The sequence below is a fragment of the Streptomyces sp. sk2.1 genome (assembly GCF_008120935.1).
Taxonomy (GTDB): domain Bacteria; phylum Actinomycetota; class Actinomycetes; order Streptomycetales; family Streptomycetaceae; genus Streptomyces.
This window is the reverse complement of sequence record NZ_RDBO01000086.1, coordinates 119,365-135,846: the sequence shown is the minus strand read 5'-3', so window position 1 is coordinate 135,846 and position 16,482 is coordinate 119,365. Positions and strand designations below refer to the sequence as shown.

Annotated in this window: 15 protein-coding genes and 2 pseudogenes; 7 read left to right on the top strand and 10 right to left on the bottom strand. The window is 71.1% G+C overall.

Annotated features, from left to right (window positions below; translation table 11 throughout):
- Positions 1 to 197 precede the first annotated feature (197 nt).
- Positions 198 to 1,142 (bottom strand): aminoglycoside phosphotransferase family protein, encoded by a 945-nt coding sequence (locus EAO76_RS39600; protein WP_148841073.1) that lies wholly within the window; start codon positions 1,140 to 1,142, stop codon positions 198 to 200.
- Positions 1,143 to 1,303: 161 nt separating this feature from the next.
- Here EAO76_RS39600 and EAO76_RS39595 point away from each other — a divergent pair, with 161 nt between their 5' ends.
- Complete coding sequence (locus EAO76_RS39595) at positions 1,304 to 1,747, top strand: NUDIX hydrolase (RefSeq protein ID WP_148841072.1); 444 nt, start codon at positions 1,304 to 1,306, stop codon at positions 1,745 to 1,747.
- A 52-nt stretch (positions 1,748 to 1,799) separates the two neighbouring features.
- Here EAO76_RS39595 and EAO76_RS39590 read toward each other — a convergent pair whose 3' ends face one another.
- The 8 genes from EAO76_RS39590 to EAO76_RS39555 all read right to left on the bottom strand — a co-directional run bounded on the left by EAO76_RS39590 (position 1,800) and on the right by EAO76_RS39555 (position 9,084).
- A complete protein-coding gene (locus tag EAO76_RS39590; RefSeq protein ID WP_148841071.1) occupies positions 1,800 to 2,234 on the bottom strand; it encodes a DUF3995 domain-containing protein in 435 nt (144 codons plus the stop codon).
- Between the two features lie 393 nt (positions 2,235 to 2,627).
- Positions 2,628 to 3,485: an urease accessory protein UreD gene (locus EAO76_RS39585; protein WP_148841070.1), complete on the bottom strand. Its 858-nt coding sequence runs from the start codon at positions 3,483 to 3,485 to the stop codon at positions 2,628 to 2,630.
- Positions 3,482 to 4,207, bottom strand: coding sequence for an urease accessory protein UreG (ureG, locus tag EAO76_RS39580; protein ID WP_222872243.1), 726 nt, complete (start codon positions 4,205 to 4,207; stop codon positions 3,482 to 3,484). The genes EAO76_RS39585 and ureG overlap by 4 nt, the downstream gene beginning before the upstream one ends.
- A 25-nt stretch (positions 4,208 to 4,232) precedes the next feature.
- Positions 4,233 to 4,886, bottom strand: coding sequence for an urease accessory protein UreF (locus EAO76_RS39575; protein WP_148841068.1), 654 nt, complete (start codon positions 4,884 to 4,886; stop codon positions 4,233 to 4,235).
- 8 nt (positions 4,887 to 4,894) lie between these two features.
- On the bottom strand, positions 4,895 to 6,769 hold the full coding sequence (gene ureC / locus EAO76_RS39570; protein ID WP_148841067.1) for an urease subunit alpha: 1,875 nt from the start codon (positions 6,767 to 6,769) through the stop codon (positions 4,895 to 4,897).
- Between the two features lie 33 nt (positions 6,770 to 6,802).
- Complete coding sequence (locus EAO76_RS39565) at positions 6,803 to 7,279, bottom strand: urease subunit beta (protein ID WP_262376143.1); 477 nt, start codon at positions 7,277 to 7,279, stop codon at positions 6,803 to 6,805.
- 137 nt (positions 7,280 to 7,416) lie between these two features.
- The gene (gene ureA / locus EAO76_RS39560; protein ID WP_148841066.1) at positions 7,417 to 7,803 is read right to left on the bottom strand and encodes an urease subunit gamma; all 387 of its coding nucleotides are present in this window, start codon (positions 7,801 to 7,803) and stop codon (positions 7,417 to 7,419) included.
- A gap of 900 nt (positions 7,804 to 8,703) precedes the next feature.
- Positions 8,704 to 9,084, bottom strand: coding sequence for a beta/gamma crystallin domain-containing protein (locus EAO76_RS39555; protein WP_148841065.1), 381 nt, complete (start codon positions 9,082 to 9,084; stop codon positions 8,704 to 8,706).
- A gap of 391 nt (positions 9,085 to 9,475) precedes the next feature.
- Between EAO76_RS39555 and EAO76_RS39550 the strand changes: the two are divergent.
- The 3 genes and pseudogenes from EAO76_RS39550 to EAO76_RS39540 all read left to right on the top strand — a co-directional run.
- A pseudogene (locus EAO76_RS39550) lies at positions 9,476 to 9,610 on the top strand (IS5/IS1182 family transposase); the annotation flags it as partial.
- A 662-nt stretch (positions 9,611 to 10,272) separates the two neighbouring features.
- Positions 10,273 to 11,043: pseudogene (locus tag EAO76_RS39545) on the top strand (hypothetical protein); the annotation flags it as partial.
- Positions 11,044 to 11,319: 276 nt separating this feature from the next.
- Positions 11,320 to 12,333: a phosphotransferase gene (locus EAO76_RS39540; protein WP_148841104.1), complete on the top strand. Its 1,014-nt coding sequence runs from the start codon at positions 11,320 to 11,322 to the stop codon at positions 12,331 to 12,333.
- Between the two features lie 106 nt (positions 12,334 to 12,439).
- On the opposite strand, the gene EAO76_RS39535 is transcribed toward EAO76_RS39540, so the two are convergent.
- On the bottom strand, positions 12,440 to 13,006 hold the full coding sequence (locus EAO76_RS39535; protein WP_148841064.1) for a DUF4291 domain-containing protein: 567 nt from the start codon (positions 13,004 to 13,006) through the stop codon (positions 12,440 to 12,442).
- 414 nt (positions 13,007 to 13,420) lie between these two features.
- Here EAO76_RS39535 and EAO76_RS39530 point away from each other — a divergent pair, with 414 nt between their 5' ends.
- The 3 genes from EAO76_RS39530 to menC are packed head-to-tail and all read left to right on the top strand — an operon-like array spanning position 13,421 to position 16,481.
- A complete protein-coding gene (locus EAO76_RS39530) occupies positions 13,421 to 14,524 on the top strand; it encodes a M20 family metallopeptidase (RefSeq protein WP_148841103.1) in 1,104 nt (367 codons plus the stop codon).
- Positions 14,521 to 15,378 (top strand): GNAT family N-acetyltransferase, encoded by an 858-nt coding sequence (locus EAO76_RS39525; RefSeq protein ID WP_148841063.1) that lies wholly within the window; start codon positions 14,521 to 14,523, stop codon positions 15,376 to 15,378. Before EAO76_RS39530 ends, EAO76_RS39525 begins: the two co-directional genes overlap by 4 nt.
- Positions 15,375 to 16,481, top strand: coding sequence for an o-succinylbenzoate synthase (menC, locus tag EAO76_RS39520; RefSeq protein WP_148841062.1), 1,107 nt, complete (start codon positions 15,375 to 15,377; stop codon positions 16,479 to 16,481). Before EAO76_RS39525 ends, menC begins: the two co-directional genes overlap by 4 nt.
- Position 16,482: the final 1 nt, after the last annotated feature.

Genomic DNA, 16,482 nt, shown 5'->3' with positions numbered 1-16,482 from the left:
GGCGGGGCCGGGCGGCCGCGTGCGAGGAGCGTGCGCACCGGGCGGCCGGGCCCTCTCCGGGCCCGGCGCACACGCGGTGCCCCGGCCCCGCCGCGCGGTGTCGCGAGCGGTACGGGGGCGGTGTCCACCGGACTGGTCCGAGAAGAGGGTCCGGCCCCGCGGCCCGGCGCCCGAGGCGTGTCAGTGCCCGAGACGTGTCAGTGTTTCCGCGCCGACCGGTCCAACAGGCCCGTGGCGATGGCGACCTGGGCCGGGTCCAGAGCGGTTTCGCCGTCCTCGATGTCCCACAGCGCGTTCTGCAGGACCCGGCCCAGCGTCCAGCCGACCGCCCGTTCCCGGTCCAGCCCGAGCGCCTCGGTCAGCAGGTCGAAGCGGTGGAGCACCGAGCGCGTCACGTCGCCGGTCGCCACCGTTTCCGCCCAGCGGTTGGTCAGCGCGGGCAGCAGCTCGAAACCGGGATCGCCGGCCAGGGGCTCGGGGTCGATGGCCAGCCAGGGTTCCCGCTCGGCGGCGAGGACGTTGTCGTCATGCAGGTCCCAGTGCAGCAGGCGGTCACCGGACTCGCCGACGAGTTCGGCCACCGCTGACGCGCAGGTGCGCACCAGCCGCTGCTCGGCCGGGTCGCTCAGTGCGGGCACCGCGCGGGGCGTCCCGTCCAGCATGGCCGCGGCGACATCGGCCAGCCGTCGGATGTCCGGCGGTGCGGGCACCGCGACCAGCCGGGCCAGCAGCTCGGCCAGGATGCGCAGGGCGGCCGTGTCGTCGGCCACCGACGACAGCGGCCGGCTCGCGTCCAGCCGTTCCAGCAGCATGGTGCCGCTGTCCGCGTCGTGGTCGAGCAGGCGCACCACCCCGTCGCCGTTCCACACGCGCAGACCCGACGCGGCACCGGCGTTGTCCTCGGTGACCTGCTGGAGCTTCAGCACCGCGGGCGTGCCGTCCGCACGGGTCACCGGCAGGACGAGGGAGGCCATGCCGTGGTCCGGAGGGCCGTCCGGTCGCAGCGCCCAACGGTCCAGGAACTCACCGGCCAGGCCGGGCAGCGCGGCGATCCAGGCACGGCCGGAGGCGCCGCTGTGCCGGGTGTAGCACGCGGCGAAGGCGTCGGGCACGCGGATGGGACCGGAGGTGCTCGTGCTCATGGGGATCTCTCCTTCGTCCGGTTCGGCTGTTGTGGTCGGGGCGCGGGAGCCGCCGTACGGGCACGGACCCGGCCAGTGCCCTGTCCGGCCCCGGTTCGTGATCGATAGGTTGTTCCGTGCGGCCCGGCCGGAGCCGGGCGTTGCGTCCTGGGGGAGTACACATGGGAAATGACATACGGTCACGCGTCTCGGCCTATGCGGTGGCCGTCACGGAGGACCGGCTGCTGTTGACACAACTCTCGGACAGCTCACCGGTGTTCCTGCCCGGGCTGTGGCACCTGCCGGGTGGCGGGATCGACCCGGGCGAGCAACCGGAGCAGACGCTGGCACGTGAGCTGTACGAGGAGACCGGCCTCGAACTGCGGGAGGCCCGGCTGGTGGACGCCCGGTCCTACACCGCCCACCGGCTCGGAGTGCACTGGCACCTCGTGGGGCTCTTCTACCGGGTCGAGCTCGCACCCGGCGCGCTCGCGGTCACCAAGGCCGACGACTCCACCTCCGCCGTCGCCTGGCTGCCGTTGGCGGACCTGGCACGGCCGCGGTTGTCGCCCGCGGCGATCGACGCACTGGGCATGATCGGGGCGCAAGGGGCTCAAGGGGCGTAAGAAGGGCCGGGCGCGGGAGCGGCCGGAGGCGTACGGAATCGCGGCACACCGCCTATCGGTCGCGGCGGGCGGTGGCCACCGCGGTCGAGGCAGCGAGCGCGAGGCACAACGGCGCGTAGACGATCCGGTCGAGGCGCCGGAAGCGCGGCGAGCCCCCCGCCCCCGGGGACAGCAGCTCGGTACGCCCCGCGAGCCCGGCCGCACCGCGCACGGCGAGCACTCCCGCGACACCGGCCGAACCGATCCTGGACAGTGCCGGGCGCCGCCGGGGCCGGCCCGCGACGAGCAGCGCCGCGGTCCCCAGCGCTCCCGCCACCGCGAAACACGGCACCGGACCGGGCGGCTCCTGCCGCCCGGCCACCACGTCCGAGAAGGTCTCCCGGTCGGGCAGCGGCCACGTCGAACCGAGCCCCCACGCGACATGGGCCCCGGCGAGCGCGGTCAGGGCGGTGACGGAAACACGGCGGGCGGCACGCTCGATCGTCATGGCCCCACGCTACCGCCCGCCCCGGACGCCGGTCCGGCAGGGGAGCGCACCCACCCGCGCCCGAAGGACACCGACCCCGTGCGGACGCCCCGTACCGGACCTGCCCCGCCCCGGGGCGCACGTGCCGCCGCGCACCGGGCCAGTGGCGTCACCCCGTCCGGACGCGTCGCGTCCGCACCGGCCTGAGACCCGAAGACGTCGGAACGGCACCTGTGCTCCGACCTCCTGGTCCAGGAGCAATCGGTCTGCTCGTCGTGGCCCGCTTCCCGAGATGCTCGGCGGCCTGCGGCTGCTGCACGATCCGGACGGGCAGGAGTGATCACCCGCGCGGAGGGTCGATCAGCACGGGCCTGCGGGCCCACTCCTGGTTCCCGCCGTCGGCCGAGGGCAGGTTCACGGGCCTGCTGGTGCTGCTGGTGACGACGACGGGAAGCCGGCCGGCGTCGGCACAGCCCTTCGCCCGGCTGTTTCCGTGGGGCTCGGGCGTCGTGCAGCAAGCCGGCCCCGGTACCGGTGGCCGCGTATGGCCTCCTCGCACCAGGCAGCGAAGGCGGGGTCGCACAGCCGGTCACGGAACCGGCCGATTCCCATCCAGCGCAGTACGGCCCCGGCCCGGTCCAGACGGAAGTACGTCTCGCCGGGCCCGGTGGTGCCGGTTGCCGGCCTGCCGGGCGGTTCGGGCGACCATCCCAGGGCGGTGACGGTGTCCATGGAGCGAAGGCTCCCGAGGACGCCCGGCATGCAACGGGCCTGCCTGGTCAGGTCGAGGTGTTCCACCTGCAGCGGCCCGGTGTCGTCCGTCGCGTTCAGGGACGTGGTGAGATCCCCGCCGGTCTGGCCGGCACGTCCCAGGACGATCTTCTCCTGCATCAGGATCCTGCCGGTGCCGTGCAGCCGGATCCGGGTGTCGCGGTGGGTGGCGATCCCGTCCGAGACCACGAAGGGCTTGCCCGCCCAGGTCAGGACCGCTTCGTCGCCCACCGTGGCGTCAATCGCCCACGATGACGGCGCGTCACCCTCGTATGCCACGGTGCCGGTTGTTTCCACGATGTCGAGCCAGGCGCCGGGAGCGACGTCCACCTCGATGCGGACGTCGTCGCCGGACAGCAGCAGCGCCTGGGTGGCGAGCAGGCCCACCCGGGCGCCGTAGGCGTCCTGCTCCATGGTCCGCACCGTCAGATGCCCGGTCGTGTGGTGGACGCGGCTGCGGCTCCCCGTGCGCACGACGCCCAGGCGGGTCGGTCCGGTCACGCGCTCTGCCCTGCATGCGTCGGATCCTGGCCGTGCGTGTGGGCGTGCGGGTGGGGTTCCTCACCGTCCTGACCGGCGTGGAAGTGCGGCGCCATGGGACCGGGGTCGACCGGGGTGTGCTCGCCGGTGCGGTAGTGGGCGAGGGTGTCGCGGACCCAGCCGGTGAGCAGCCGGACGGACGCCTCGTCGTGCCGGGACAGCGCGACCACCGGAGCGCCCTGCCGGGCTTCGAGCCCCTCGCGCGTCATGCGCTCGACGTCCACGCCCACATGCTCGCCCAGGTCGGTCTTGTTGATCACGAGCAGGTCGGCGCGGGCGATGCCGGGACCGCCCTTCCGCACGACGTCACCGCCGCCGGCGACGTCCAGGACGAACACCTGGGCGTCCACCAGGGCGGGGGAGAAGGTGGCGGTGAGGTTGTCGCCGCCGGACTCGATGATGACGAGATCCAGGGGGCCGAAGTCGGCCTCCAGATCCTCGGCCGCCAGCAGATTGGCCGTCACGTCGTCACGGATCGCGGTGTGGGGGCATGCGCCCGTCTCCACCGGGCGGATGCGTTCGGGATCCAGCACTCCGGCGCTCCTGAGGAAGCGTGCGTCCTCGTCGGTGTAGATGTCGTTCGTGATGACGCCCAGGCGCAGTTCGCCGGAGAGCGCCCGGCACAACGTCGCGATGAGCGAACTCTTCCCGGTGCCGACGGGGCCGGCTACGCCCAGGCGCATGGCACGGGCGGGGGCGGTGGCGTTCTCAGGCACTGAAGAGCCTCTCTGTGGTGGCGTCGTGGGTCTCGGCCCAGCGCTCGATCAGGGGAGCGCCGTGGGCGGGAATCTGTTCCGGGAGGCGGAGAGGGGCGACCCCGTCGGCCATCTCGTCGATGTCGGGCAGGAGTTCGTTCACCCATGCGGTGATGAGCAGCGGGTCCTGCGGTTCGAGCTTGAGGAGTGCCGCTGTCACGGTCTGGGCGTCGTCGTACCCGACGAGACGGGCCACGTCGGCCGGGTCCATTCCGGCGCGGTGCGCGAGCAGACCGAGAACGACGGGGCGTGACCAGGTGCGTGCGCGGGCATCGACGGGGCCGGGCCAGAGCCCTTGCAGGACCCGTAGGTACCCGCGCCCCAGCCGCCGTCCGTTCGTCCGCAGCGCCGGGCTGGGGGTCCGGGCGGCCCAGGCGGCCTCGACCTCCGCGAGGTCACCGCCGTTCGCCGCGACCGCACGCGCGACGACGGCGGTTCCCGCCTCCACACGGGTGACGGTGCGAAGACGCGAGCGCAGGTACGCGGGCACCTCGGCGGGTGTCGTACCGGCCCGCAGCGCCGGCTCCAGACCGGCGGACTGCGTATGCCCCCCGGAGGGGAGCCGGGCATCGCCCAGCAGGGCGAGCAGGAGCGGAGAAGTGCTCACCGGGCTCCTCAGAACAGCAGGTATCGCTGGGTGAGCGGCAGGCTCTTCGGCGGTTTCGGCTGGTCGAGATACCAGAAACCGTTTCGGCTCTTGTGCCTGGTGAGGGCATGCCCTTCCGACGGGGCGACTCCCGGGATCTCCACTGCGATCTTGAACGTGGCCGGGTCGATGTCGATGCCGAACAGCCCGTCGTTGAAGACCATGTCCGCCTTCCCGACGTCCTTGACGGGCTTGGCGCCCCGCAGCTCACGCCGCAGACCGAGCGTGTCCTGCAACGAGCCCTTGAACACGCCCGTGCCCCGCACCCCGCCGTACGGGTCCGTACCGGCAGGAGGGTTGAGAACCTTCTCGGAGACGAACGAGTACGACAGCCGGCAGGCGATCGCGTCGGCCATCGCGGGGCGCAGGAGGGTCGGCTGCGGGGTCGACACCGAACCGTTGGGATCACCGAGGTTGCCGACGACCATGGCACCGGCCTTGATCACCACCTCCGGCCGTACGGCGAAGAATCGCGGGTCCCACAGTACGAGATCGGCCAGCTTGCCCGTCTGCACCGAGCCGACGTAATCGTCGATGCCGTGGGCGAGGGCGGGGTTGATGGTGTACTTGGCCACGTACCGCAGCGCACGGGCGTTGTCTCCCCGCCCCCGGTCGGCCCCGTAGAAGAAGTTGGCGTCCTTGAAGGTCAGATGGCTCCACTCCTTCATGACATGGGCGACCTGCCAGGTACGCGTCACGACCTCCCCGATACGGCCCATGGCCTGCGCGTCGGAGGAGGTGATGGACATGGCACCCATGTCGTGCAGCACGTCCTCGGCGAACATGGTCGTCGAGCGGATCCGGGAGTCGGCGAACGCCTGGTCGTTCTTGTTGCTGAGATCGAGATGGTGTGCGGAGGCCAGCATGTCGATGTGCTCGGCGACCGTGTTCGCGGTGTACGGGAGCGTCGGGTTCGTGGAGGCGGGCAGGACGTTCCGCTCGGCAGCCACCTTCAGGATGTCGGGAGCGTGACCGCCGCCGGCGCCCTCGGCGTGGAAGACATGGACTCCGCGCCCGTCGACGGCGTCCAGGGTGGTCTCGACGAAGCCGGACTCGTTCAGGGAGTCGGCGTGCAGGGTGACCTGCAGACCCCACTCCTCCCCGGCCTTCAGCGCGGCGTCCAGTGCGGCCGGGGTGGCCCCCCAGTCCTCGTGGATCTTGTAGCCGCCGGCCCCCGCGAGCGCCTGCTCGTCCAGGCCGTCCTTGCTGACGGTGTTTCCCTTGCCCAGCAGCATCACGTTGACCGGCAGGTCGTCGAAGCTCCGGTGCAGGTTCACCAGGTGCTGCGGGCCGGGCGTCACGGTGGTCGCCTTGGAGCCTTCGGAAGGCCCCACGCCGCCGCCGATCAGCGTGGTGGTCCCGGTGGACAGCGCTTCCATGACAGCCGAGGGGGAGATGTAGTGCACGTGGGTGTCGACCGCACCCGCGGTGAGGATCTTGCCTTCGCCGGAGATCACGTCCGTGGAAGGGCCGATCTCCAGGCCCTGGGTGACTCCGTCCATGACGTCTCTGTTCCCGGCCTTGCCGACAGCGACGACCTTGCCGCCCTTGATCCCGACGTCGGCACGCACGATGGAATGGGTGTTCCCCCGCTCCAGCGCGGGTCCGACATCCAGAATGATCACGTTGGTGATCACGGTGTCGGGGGCGCCCTCCGCGCTCGTGGTCGTCCCCTGGAGCATCGACTCGCGGATGGTCTTCCCACCGCCGAAGATCGCCTCGTCGCCCCCGAACGTCAGGTCCTCGGTGACCTCGATCCAGAGGTTGGTGTCGCCCAGGCGTACCTGGTCGCCCACGGTCGGACCGTAGGACTTCGCGTACTGCTCGCGGGTGATGTTCGCCATTGCATTCCTCCAGCTGGATGTACGAAGTCCCGGTCAGCCGAGAGCGACGTCGTCGGCCGGCTTGTCCTTCCGCAGGCCCGGAACGCGGCGCAGTCCGCCGATCGGCACGACCTCGATCGCCTCGCTGGGCGCGTTCTCGGGGCTGAACCGCATGGAGTCCCCCGGAGCGATGTCCAGGCGATATCCCCAAGGGGCCTTCCCCGGCGTCTTCGACCGGTCGTGGGCCAGCTCACGGGCCGCAGCGATCTGCTCGGACCGCAGGCGCTGAGGATCGGTCAGAACGGCCTCCGCCTCGATGGCGGTGTCCGTGTCGGTGAAGAACAGCAGGTCCTCGTTGACGTCGGCCAGATGGAAGTGCGAACCGATCTGGATGTCGCGGTCACCCACATTGACCACATAGATGACGGCCTTGTCACCCTGTGAGTTGAGCACATGCACCGCGTCCGGATCCCTGACCCACACTCCGCCCACCTCGTACCGGGAGAAGTCGTGGGACCTGCTCGGGTCCAAGGCGGAGGGCGGTACGGGGTCCGGCTTCTGGCAGGGGTCGTCCGCGGGACGGCAGAGGCAAATGCTCGGACACACGACCGGCGTGGTCACCTGGGGCTTCGGCGGCAGAGGCTGAAAGTAGGGCATGGGATTCGACCTCAGCGGATGGGAGCGGGCAGCGGGGCGGCCTTCGGCGCGCGGATCGGGTCGTAGAGAGTGACGAGCTTGCGCCCGTCGGGGAAGGTCGCCTCGACCTGGAGGATGTCGAGCATCTCGGGCACGCCCTCCATGACGTCGTCGGTCGTCAGGACGCTCTCGCCCCGGCCCGGGGTGTCCCCCTTCCGCTGCTCCAGAGGAACGTCCGCGTCGCTCATCATCTGGTCGACTGTGTAGTTCCCCGCCCGCGCTTCCTCGATGACCCAACAACTGATGTACGCCACCGCCTCGGGGTAGTTCAGCTTGATGCCGCGCTCCTTGCGGTAGCTGGCCAGCATCCCGGCCACGCTCAGCAGCAGCTTCTCCTGCTCTGAGGGAATCAGGTGCATCCGTGCTCCTCTGCGGTGGGTGAGAGCGCCCCGGTCCCAAGAGGGACAGCGGCACCGTGCGTCCCCGGCCCACGCCCGACCGGCCGGGCCCATCCACCGGGCTCGGCAGGTACGTCCGGTCGGCAAGGTCCCCGCAAACAGGCGCCGCCCCTTCGACAAGCACCCTGCGGCGCTGAGCACCGCCGGGTGCCCGGCAGTCGACACGTGGACGAGCAGGTGCATCTGTGCCTGTGGACTACGCCTGTGGTTTCCCGGATTCAGGGACGAACATGAGTCGGCAGCGCGATGCGGATCCACCGGTTCATCAGCCGAACCATCCCGCGCCGCAGACGATCATCACGCCAAAAGCCGGCACGCTCCCGCATAACCGCACAGTCACCCCCGAACGGATGCCGACGCGATCGTTTGACCGAAATCGTCGCCCGTCGCAACGGGAATCGTGCCGAAGAATGCTGTCACGCGGCCGATGTTCATACGAGATCCGAGGCTCACAAGCACCGGACAAAGGCAACCCGCATCGCATCGCCGGACAGACTCCTGACAGGTCTGTTCGTGTCACGCACCGTCACACTGATGGATGGATGCGGCAGTGGCCTTGTCGACGAAAGCGGCGGCGCCGCGCATGCGTCCCATGAGACACGGCAAAGTCTGGAGAAGGACCGGCAGGGGGCCATGGTCTGCTTCCCGGGCGACGGGACGGCGATACTGCAGTCCCGGTCCGGGCCGAGGGAGAACCCGGACGGTTCGGTGAACCCGTACGTCCGGTGCCGTGCCCCGCCGCAAAGAGCAGGACCGCCGGCTCCCGACCCCTCCGGCCGGTGCGCATGCGCCCGGCTCGGACCGCGGCAGCGGCGCGGGGCGGCGATCGGACACGATCGCCGCCCCGGGAGCACCTACGACTCAGAGGATCCTGATCCAGTCCAGCGCGACCCCGCCAGGATGGTTCGGGAAGGTGTAGACGGTGTTCTTGCCGATGGGAGTGTCGGGCTGCCAGCGCCCGTCCCCCCACCACTGGACACGGTTGTTACCGGTCGAGATGCTGTCGAGCCACTCGGTCCCCATCACGTCCATGTCGAACTCACCGGCATTGGCGAAGCAGGACTTCTCGGTGGACCAGGAGCCCCCGTACTCGATGTGCCAATTCACTGTGAGGAAATCACTCGGTCCGCACTCCACCATGTCGATCGCGTGGGCCTGCGGCGAAGTGACGAGGGTCAACGAGATTGCCGCCCCCAAGGTCGTCAGCGCGGATAAGACCGACCGTTTGACGGTTCGTTTCACGGTAGTTCCCCCTCTTTCGAAACTGCGGAATCCTGATGGTCGTCGTTCTGGTTCCTGCGCGGTCCAGCCCCAAGCATGGCAAGGCCAAGCCGACAATCCATCATGTCGACTTCACCATCAAGCAATCCATCCACGTGAGGCCTGCCCTGCCGGGCAGCCCCGTCGTCACCCCGCCGCCGGTAGTGCCCGACGAGATGTGCCCGGCAGGTCATGGCCGACAAAGCCGAAAATCCACCGAGGCCTGTCCTGAGAGGCAACGGCTCGGATCCGTACGACCCACCCGGCGATGTCCCGGGCCCGGCCTTCTCGCCCGCCTCTGACGCCGACGGCGCGCGGAACCCCGACAACCGGCATTCGGGCTGAGCGGCGGCGGGCGGAGGGGCGGCTGTTCATGGGGCGGGGTACGTGGAGCTGGATCGTTCCGGGCGGGCTGTGCGAGATCGTGAAGCCGTTGATCCCGCCGTCGAAGGCGCGTCCACAGAGCGGCGGGACGCAGGACACGCCTGATGAGACCCTGTTCGCCGCCCGGCCCCAGAGCCTGCGAGCCGTCCAGTGCACCGTCACCATGACCTCGACGGCATATCGACTTTTGGGGCGATTGCCGCGACGCCCTGGTGGTCACGCACCCGGGGACGAGTCCGGTGGTGGCATCGGCTTCGAGGTGAGGTCACCACCGGGCGGGAGCGGCCCACATGAGGGTGGGCGGCCTGTCACCGCCTCGGCCCCACCCAGCCGGAACGCGTGATCGGGAGCGGCAGCAGGTTGCACAGGAATTCGGCAGCAGCGGGCTCGTCGTGACTGCGCCCGTGGTCGGGTGAGCACGTATGCATCGGCTCACCGGGCGGTGAACCACTGCTGCTCGTACGGTCGGGCATGAGTGTCCTGACAGGACAGTGCTCCCGGGGCGGTCCTGCGCAGTTCCGCAAGGCCAACTCATCTTCCGGCCACGCTTCACGGTGACCGGGGTGACGATGCCGCCCGCGAGGCCGTCGCCCCGCGGCCCGGCCGCGGCCACGGACTCGACGGCACATCACCGGACACCGCCGACCGCCCCCGCAGCCCGGCACACCGGCTCAGCGAGGCGGTCACGCAGCGAAGTCGAAACCTCGACGGAGGATGGGAGGAGAGCGGATCCGCGTGGTGAAGTGTAGGTCTTCGATACTCCGACAGCAGGGAGCGTTTCTTCCGATGACCGCACAGCCCGCACGCCCCGAGCGCAGCAGTCCCGGGACCGCTTCGTCCGGGGAGGTCTCGCCGTTCAAGCCTTCTCTCGTCAACGCGGTGTTCAGGAACGTGACCCCGATGCACATCTCACGGTCGGCCGCCCGGGCCGCCTCGTCGGTGACGCGGACAGTGCTGACGGAGATCATCGACGGCGCGAGGAGAGCGGCGGCGGAGCAGGCCCGGAAGAAGCTGATACCCGGGGACCTCATCTCGGCGATCGACCGGAACGTCGAGGTGGAGGTGGGGGCCACGTGGTACGAGCACAGCCCGACGTTCAAGGGCCTGACCGGTGTCGTGCGCGACGCCGAGGGAGTCGTTGTGGTTCCTCCCGGGCGCGGCAGGTCCCGCAAACCGAGTGCCGTGGCCGGCGCCCACAGGTTCGAGTCCGGGATCAAGAGGCTGCTGCGGAGCCGAGGGGTGACGGCCGTCCCCGCGATGGTCCGTGACCTGGACGGAATCGCGAGCGCGTTCCTGACGGACCTCGCCCGGGACGCGGCCATGGTCGTCCGCGAGGGCGGAGTGAAACGCTTCGGCTCGGTCACCTTGGTGACACCGGGCGAACCGGCCGCACCACCGCCCCTCGACGACTGCCTCCAGGTCCTGTCCGTTCGCAGTGGGGACAGGCGGACCATCGGCAGGGACGACGTCCTGGCCGCCACCACGATGCAGCTGTTCGGCGACATCAGGCAGCGGGCTCTCGCCGAGGCTCGCGAGGCGACACCGAACATGTCGGCCAACCGGACGGGTGCAACCGTCATCGCCGCCTCACCCTCATCCGCTGCCCCGGACCTGCCGGCGGAAATGGCGTCCAGGAGTTCCGCCGAAATGACCTCCGAGGCGGTCGGATCACTTCGGGACTGATGATCCGGGGTGCGGGGGTCCGAAGTCATCGGAGGCGACGACGAGCCGGAGGCCGTGCAACTGCGCCACGGAGAACGCAAGTCCGTCGGTTATCGCTTTACAACGGTTGAAAGGCTGAAGAACAAGCTGATGGACAGTTGGGGCGGGGCGATGGGCAGTGACGGGCGGATGGCCGTGGACCGGGGGCGGTACCCGGACGCGGTGACTCCCTGGGAACGGAAGGCGTGGCGGGAGGCGGTCCTCGACTGGGCCGGGCAGGGGCTCGCCGCGCACGGACTGCGCGGGGCCGGGCCGTGGCAGGTGCGGCTGCGGCCGTGGTCCGTGCTGGTACGGATACCCGTCGCGGACGGCGGCACCGTCTGGTTCAAGGCCAACCCGCCCGCCAGTTCCTTCGAGGCCGGACTGACCGACGCGCTGTCCCGCTGGGTGCCCGAGCACGTGCTGCGGCCGCTCGCCGTCGACACGGACCGGGGCTGGGCCCTGCTCCCGGACGGCGGCACGCTCTTCCGCGACGCGCTCGACGCGGCCCGCCCCGCCGCCGACCCGCGCGCCTGGGAGGAGCCGTTGCGCCAGTACGCCACGATGCAGCGCGCGCTGGTCCCGTACGCCGGGGAGATGGAACGGCTCGGCGTCCCCGCCGCGCACACGGCCGCGCTCCCCGGCCTCTTCGACCGGACCGTCGAGGAGAACACCGCGCTCGCCCCCGCCGACCGCGGGAAACTGCGCGGACTGCGGCCCCGGTTCGTGGAGTGGTGCGAGGAACTCGCGGACGCGGGCATCGCCGACACGCTCGACCACTGCGACCTCCACGACGGCCAGCTCTTCGTCGCCGGGACCGGCCGCCACACCTTCTTCGACTGGGGCGACGCGGCCGTCGGCCACCCCTTCTGCAGCTTCCTGGTGCCCGCCGGGTCGGCTCGCGAGCGATTCGGCCCCGACGCGCTGCCCCGACTGCTGGACGCCTACCTGGAGCCGTGGACGGGCGAGGGCCGCACCCCGGCCGGGCTGCGGCGTGCGACGGGTCTGGCGTGGCGGCTCGGGGCGATCGGCCGGGCCCGTTCCTGGGGACGCCTCTTCCCCGGCGCCGGTGCCGGCCTCGGCACGACGGGCGACAGGGAGGGGGCGCGCTGGCTGATGAGGCTCTTCACCGAACCGCCGTTGTGAGAGCCTGCACCGGACCGCCGTCGCGGATCTTCGCCGGACCGTCTGCGCAGCTCCTCGCCGATCCGCCGCACGGGCACCCCTCTCGTGCGTCCCGTGCGGCGGGCGGTCAGGCATCGATGCGCAAGGACCTCGCGACGGCCGGAGGCACCGGGTAGATCCGCTCGGGAGGCAGCAGCCGCGCGGCCTGCGTCGCCCGGCCGCCCTGGCCGAGCTTCGCGATCTTGCGGACCTGGGGAGTCACATCGGTGAGACCGACGACCCACTCCTCGGCGAACGTACGGATCAGCCCGCGCCCCACCCCGACCTGGATGCTGTAGTGGTTCAGGGCGGCCCCCCGGAGCGAACGTTCGGGGTCCCACTGGACGTGCACGGGAGCCCGGGAGACCGCGGCGGGATCGGACGTCGTCAGCACGGCATGGGACAGGGCCTCTTCCCACCCCTCCCGGGTGATCCGCACCGCGAGGACGCGTTCCTGCCCCGGCTTCTGCGCCCAGTTGCTGCGGTGCATGAGCCACAGGAACGACGGCTTGATCCAGGTCATCCGGTTGAACGAGAACGGCGCCACGAACCGGTTCGCCCGCAGGGCCGGATCGGCCACCGCCGGTGAGTACGCCTGGTAGACAACGATCGTCCGGGCGTCGTAGTCGGCCCGTATCTGGTGCTGCGCGGTCATGAATTCCACGCTTTCAGCAGCGCGAACGGCTCGCAAAAGGTTTTCCTGCCCGGACGGTCGGACGGTCGGACGGTCGGACGGTCGGTCGGACGGACCCCGTGCCCGCGTTGCCCGTCGTGCGTCTTCGGTACGGCGCACCAACGAAGGGCCGGATTTTCGTGCGCCGCCACCAACCGGGCCCGCCCCGCGCCGCCTACCGTCCTCCTGGTGGCGGCGGAGTGCCGCTCCTTCGGAGGTGACCATGGCGAGTACGACAGACCCGACGGCCCCGGCGACGGGAACGGCGGCGGTGTGCGAAGGACGGCGGACGGGCCGGGCACCGCGACGGTGCCACCGCGTTTTGTCCCCGCGCCACCCCCAAGGTGGGCTGACGTGACCGGACTCGTCACTGCTTTGGAGGCCGGGCTGTCGCGGATGTTGGATGACATCGGGGAGTTGGTGTGTGCCGAGTCGCCGAGCGGGGACCTGGTCGCGGTTGCCGGTTGTGCGGGGGTCGTTGCCGGTCTCGGTGCCCGGCTGACCGGTGTGGTGCCGGAGTGGCTCGATGGTTCGGGGCGGCCTGCCCTGCGCTGGCGGTTCGGTTCCGGTGACCGGGTGCTGTTGCTGGGTCACTTCGACACGGTGTGGCCGGTGGGTTCGCTGGCCGCTCACCCCTTCGGGGTCGGCGGGGGACGGCTGACCGGGCCCGGCTGCTTCGACATGAAGGCGGGTGTGGTGCAGCTGTTCCATGCTCTGTCCGTCCTCGACTGCCTGGAGGGGGTGTCGGTGCTGCTCACCGGGGACGAGGAGATCGGTGCTCCCACTTCGCGCGCTCTGATCGAGGCCGAGGCCCGCCGGACCGGGGCCGTGCTCGTTTTGGAGGCGAGTGAGAACGGTGCGCTGAAGACGGTCCGCAAGGGTGTGTCGAGCTATGGGCTGGGCATTGCCGGACGTGCGGCGCACGCCGGGCTCGAACCCCACCGCGGTATCAACGCGACCACCGAACTGGCCCATCAGGTCCTCGCGCTGTCGGCGCTCGCCGATCCGGCGAGCGGCACCACGGTGACCCCGACCGTCGCCTCGTCGGGCACCACCCGCAACACCGTGCCCGGCACGGCCCGCCTGCTGGTCGACGTGCGGGTGGAGACGGCCGCGGAGCAGGACCGGGTGGACCGTGCCGTGCGGGCTCTGCGGCCGGTGACCGAAGGCGCCTCGCTCACCTTCACCGGCGGCCCGGACCGGCCGCCCCTGCCGGCCGGCGCCTCGGCCGAACTGTTCGAACTCGCCCGGGAGCAGGGTGCGGAGCTGGGGCTCGGATCCCTGCGGGGGGTGGCGGTCGGCGGTGCGTCCGACGGCAACCTCACCGCCGGGGCCGGGGCTCCCACGCTCGACGGGCTCGGGGCCGTGGGCGGCGGGGCGCACGCCGACGACGAGCATGTGATCGTCGCCGAACTGCCCCGCCGCACGGCCCTGGTGGCCCGCCTGGTGACGGCGCTGCTGCACCAGTCGCCGGCCGGAACCGGCGGAGCGGCGGGATGAACGGAACACGAGCGGCGGCGAATGCCGCGGACCTGGCGGCGCGCCGGGCGGGTGTGACCGTGTCGGAGCTGCACCGGCCGCAGGAGATGCACGAGGCGTGCCGGGTGCTGGACCGGATCTGGCGGCCTGCTTTGGGCAGTCCGCTGATCCCGCCGGAGCTGCTCCGGGTCTTCGCGCACTCCGGCAGCTATGTCGCGGGCGTCCACCGGGAGGGCCGGATGGTCGGGTTCTGCCTGGGCTTCCTCGCCAGCGCCGGGCTGCACTCGCACATTGCCGGGGTGGACGACGGGCTGCGGGGCCGCAACGTCGGCTTCGCCGTCAAGCAGCACCAGCGGGCCTGGGCCCTGGCCCGCGGCATCACCACCATCACCTGGACCTTCGACCCGATGATCAGCCGCAACGCCTACTTCAACCTCGCCAAACTGGGCGCGGAACCCAGCGAGTACCTGCCCGACTTCTACGGCAGCATGCAGGACGAGGTCAACGCCGGGACCGAGACGGACCGGCTGATGGTCCGCTGGGAACTGACCGGTCCGCGCGCCGTCGCGTCCGCGACGGGCACGCCCCCGCCCCCGCCCGCCACGGCCGGTGCGGCGGGCGGACGCACGGTGGTCGGGCTGGAGGCCGGGCCCGACGGCCGCCCCGTCGTCGGGGACCCGGGGGGCGACACCGTCCTGGTCCGGGTCCCCGCCGAGGCGGAGGAACTGCGCCGGACCGCCCCCTGCCTGGCCCGCGAATGGCGCCGCGCGCTGCGCGAGGTGCTCGGCGGACTGATGGCCCAGGGACACGCCGTCACCGGATTCACCCGGGACGGCCGGTACGTGATCGAAAGACGTCAGGAGAACCCGACATGAGACTCGCAGGTGTGGAACTGCGCCGGATCGCGATGCCGCTGGTCGCACCCTTCCGGACCTCGTTCGCCACAATGACCACCCGGGAGATCCTGCTGGTCAGGGCCGAGACCGGGGACCAGGAGGGCTACGGCGAATGCGTCACCATGACCGACCCGCTGTACTCCTCGGAATACACCGCCGGCGCCGCGGACGTGCTGCGCAGCCACCTGGTGCCCGCCCTCACCGCCCTGCCGGACCTCGACCCGTGGGCGGTCGCCCCGGCACTGGCCGCGTTCAAGGGACACCGGATGGCCAAGGCCGCCCTGGAGACCGCGGTACTGGACGCCTGGCTGCGCACCCACAAGATCTCGATGGGCCAGTGGCTGGGAGCAACGGCCACCCAGGTGCCGGCCGGGGTGTCGGTCGGCATCATGGACTCGCTCCCCGCCCTCCTCGACACCGTCGACGGCTACCTCGCAGAAGGCTACCGGCGGATCAAACTGAAGATCGAACCCGGCTGGGACGTCGCCCCGGTACGCGCGGTCCGGGAACGCTTCGGCGACGACGTGCTGCTCCAGGCGGACGCCAACACCGCCTACACCCTGGCCGACACCGCGCAACTGGCCCGGCTCGACCCGTACGGGCTGCTGCTGATCGAACAGCCCCTGGACGAGGAGGACCTCAGGGGCCACGCGGAACTCGCCCGGCGGGTGCGCACCCCCATCTGCCTGGACGAGTCCGTCGTCTCCGCCCGCTCGGCGGCCGACGCGATCGCGATGGGCGCCTGCTCGGTCGTCAACATCAAACCGGGCCGGGTCGGCGGCTACCTGGAGGCCCGGCGGATCCATGACGTGTGCGCCGCCAACGGCGTCCCGGTCTGGTGCGGAGGAATGCTGGAGACCGGCCTCGGCCGCGCCGCCAACGTCGCGCTCGCCGCACTGCCCGGCTTCACCCTGCCCGGCGACACGTCCGCGTCCGGCCGGTACTACCGGACCGACATCACCGAACCGTTCGTGCTGGAGGACGGCCACCTCACCGTGCCCCACGAACCCGGCATCGGAATCTCCCCGATCCCCGGACAACTGGCCGAGGTCACCGAGTCGACGGAATGGATCGGCCGGTGAC

Coding starts and splice junctions, on each gene's coding strand:
- EAO76_RS39600 (WP_148841073.1), bottom strand. CDS start 1,142: ATGAGCACGAGCACCTCCGGTCCCATCCGCGTGCCCGACGCCTTCGCC.
- EAO76_RS39595 (WP_148841072.1), top strand. CDS start 1,304: ATGGGAAATGACATACGGTCACGCGTCTCGGCCTATGCGGTGGCCGTC.
- EAO76_RS39590 (WP_148841071.1), bottom strand. CDS start 2,234: ATGACGATCGAGCGTGCCGCCCGCCGTGTTTCCGTCACCGCCCTGACC.
- ureG (WP_222872243.1), bottom strand. CDS start 4,207: ATGCGCCTGGGCGTAGCCGGCCCCGTCGGCACCGGGAAGAGTTCGCTC.
- ureC (WP_148841067.1), bottom strand. CDS start 6,769: ATGGCGAACATCACCCGCGAGCAGTACGCGAAGTCCTACGGTCCGACC.
- ureA (WP_148841066.1), bottom strand. CDS start 7,803: ATGCACCTGATTCCCTCAGAGCAGGAGAAGCTGCTGCTGAGCGTGGCC.
- EAO76_RS39540 (WP_148841104.1), top strand. CDS start 11,320: ATGGGCAGTGACGGGCGGATGGCCGTGGACCGGGGGCGGTACCCGGAC.
- EAO76_RS39535 (WP_148841064.1), bottom strand. CDS start 13,006: ATGACCGCGCAGCACCAGATACGGGCCGACTACGACGCCCGGACGATC.
- EAO76_RS39530 (WP_148841103.1), top strand. CDS start 13,421: ATGTTGGATGACATCGGGGAGTTGGTGTGTGCCGAGTCGCCGAGCGGG.
- EAO76_RS39525 (WP_148841063.1), top strand. CDS start 14,521: ATGAACGGAACACGAGCGGCGGCGAATGCCGCGGACCTGGCGGCGCGC.
- menC (WP_148841062.1), top strand. CDS start 15,375: ATGAGACTCGCAGGTGTGGAACTGCGCCGGATCGCGATGCCGCTGGTC.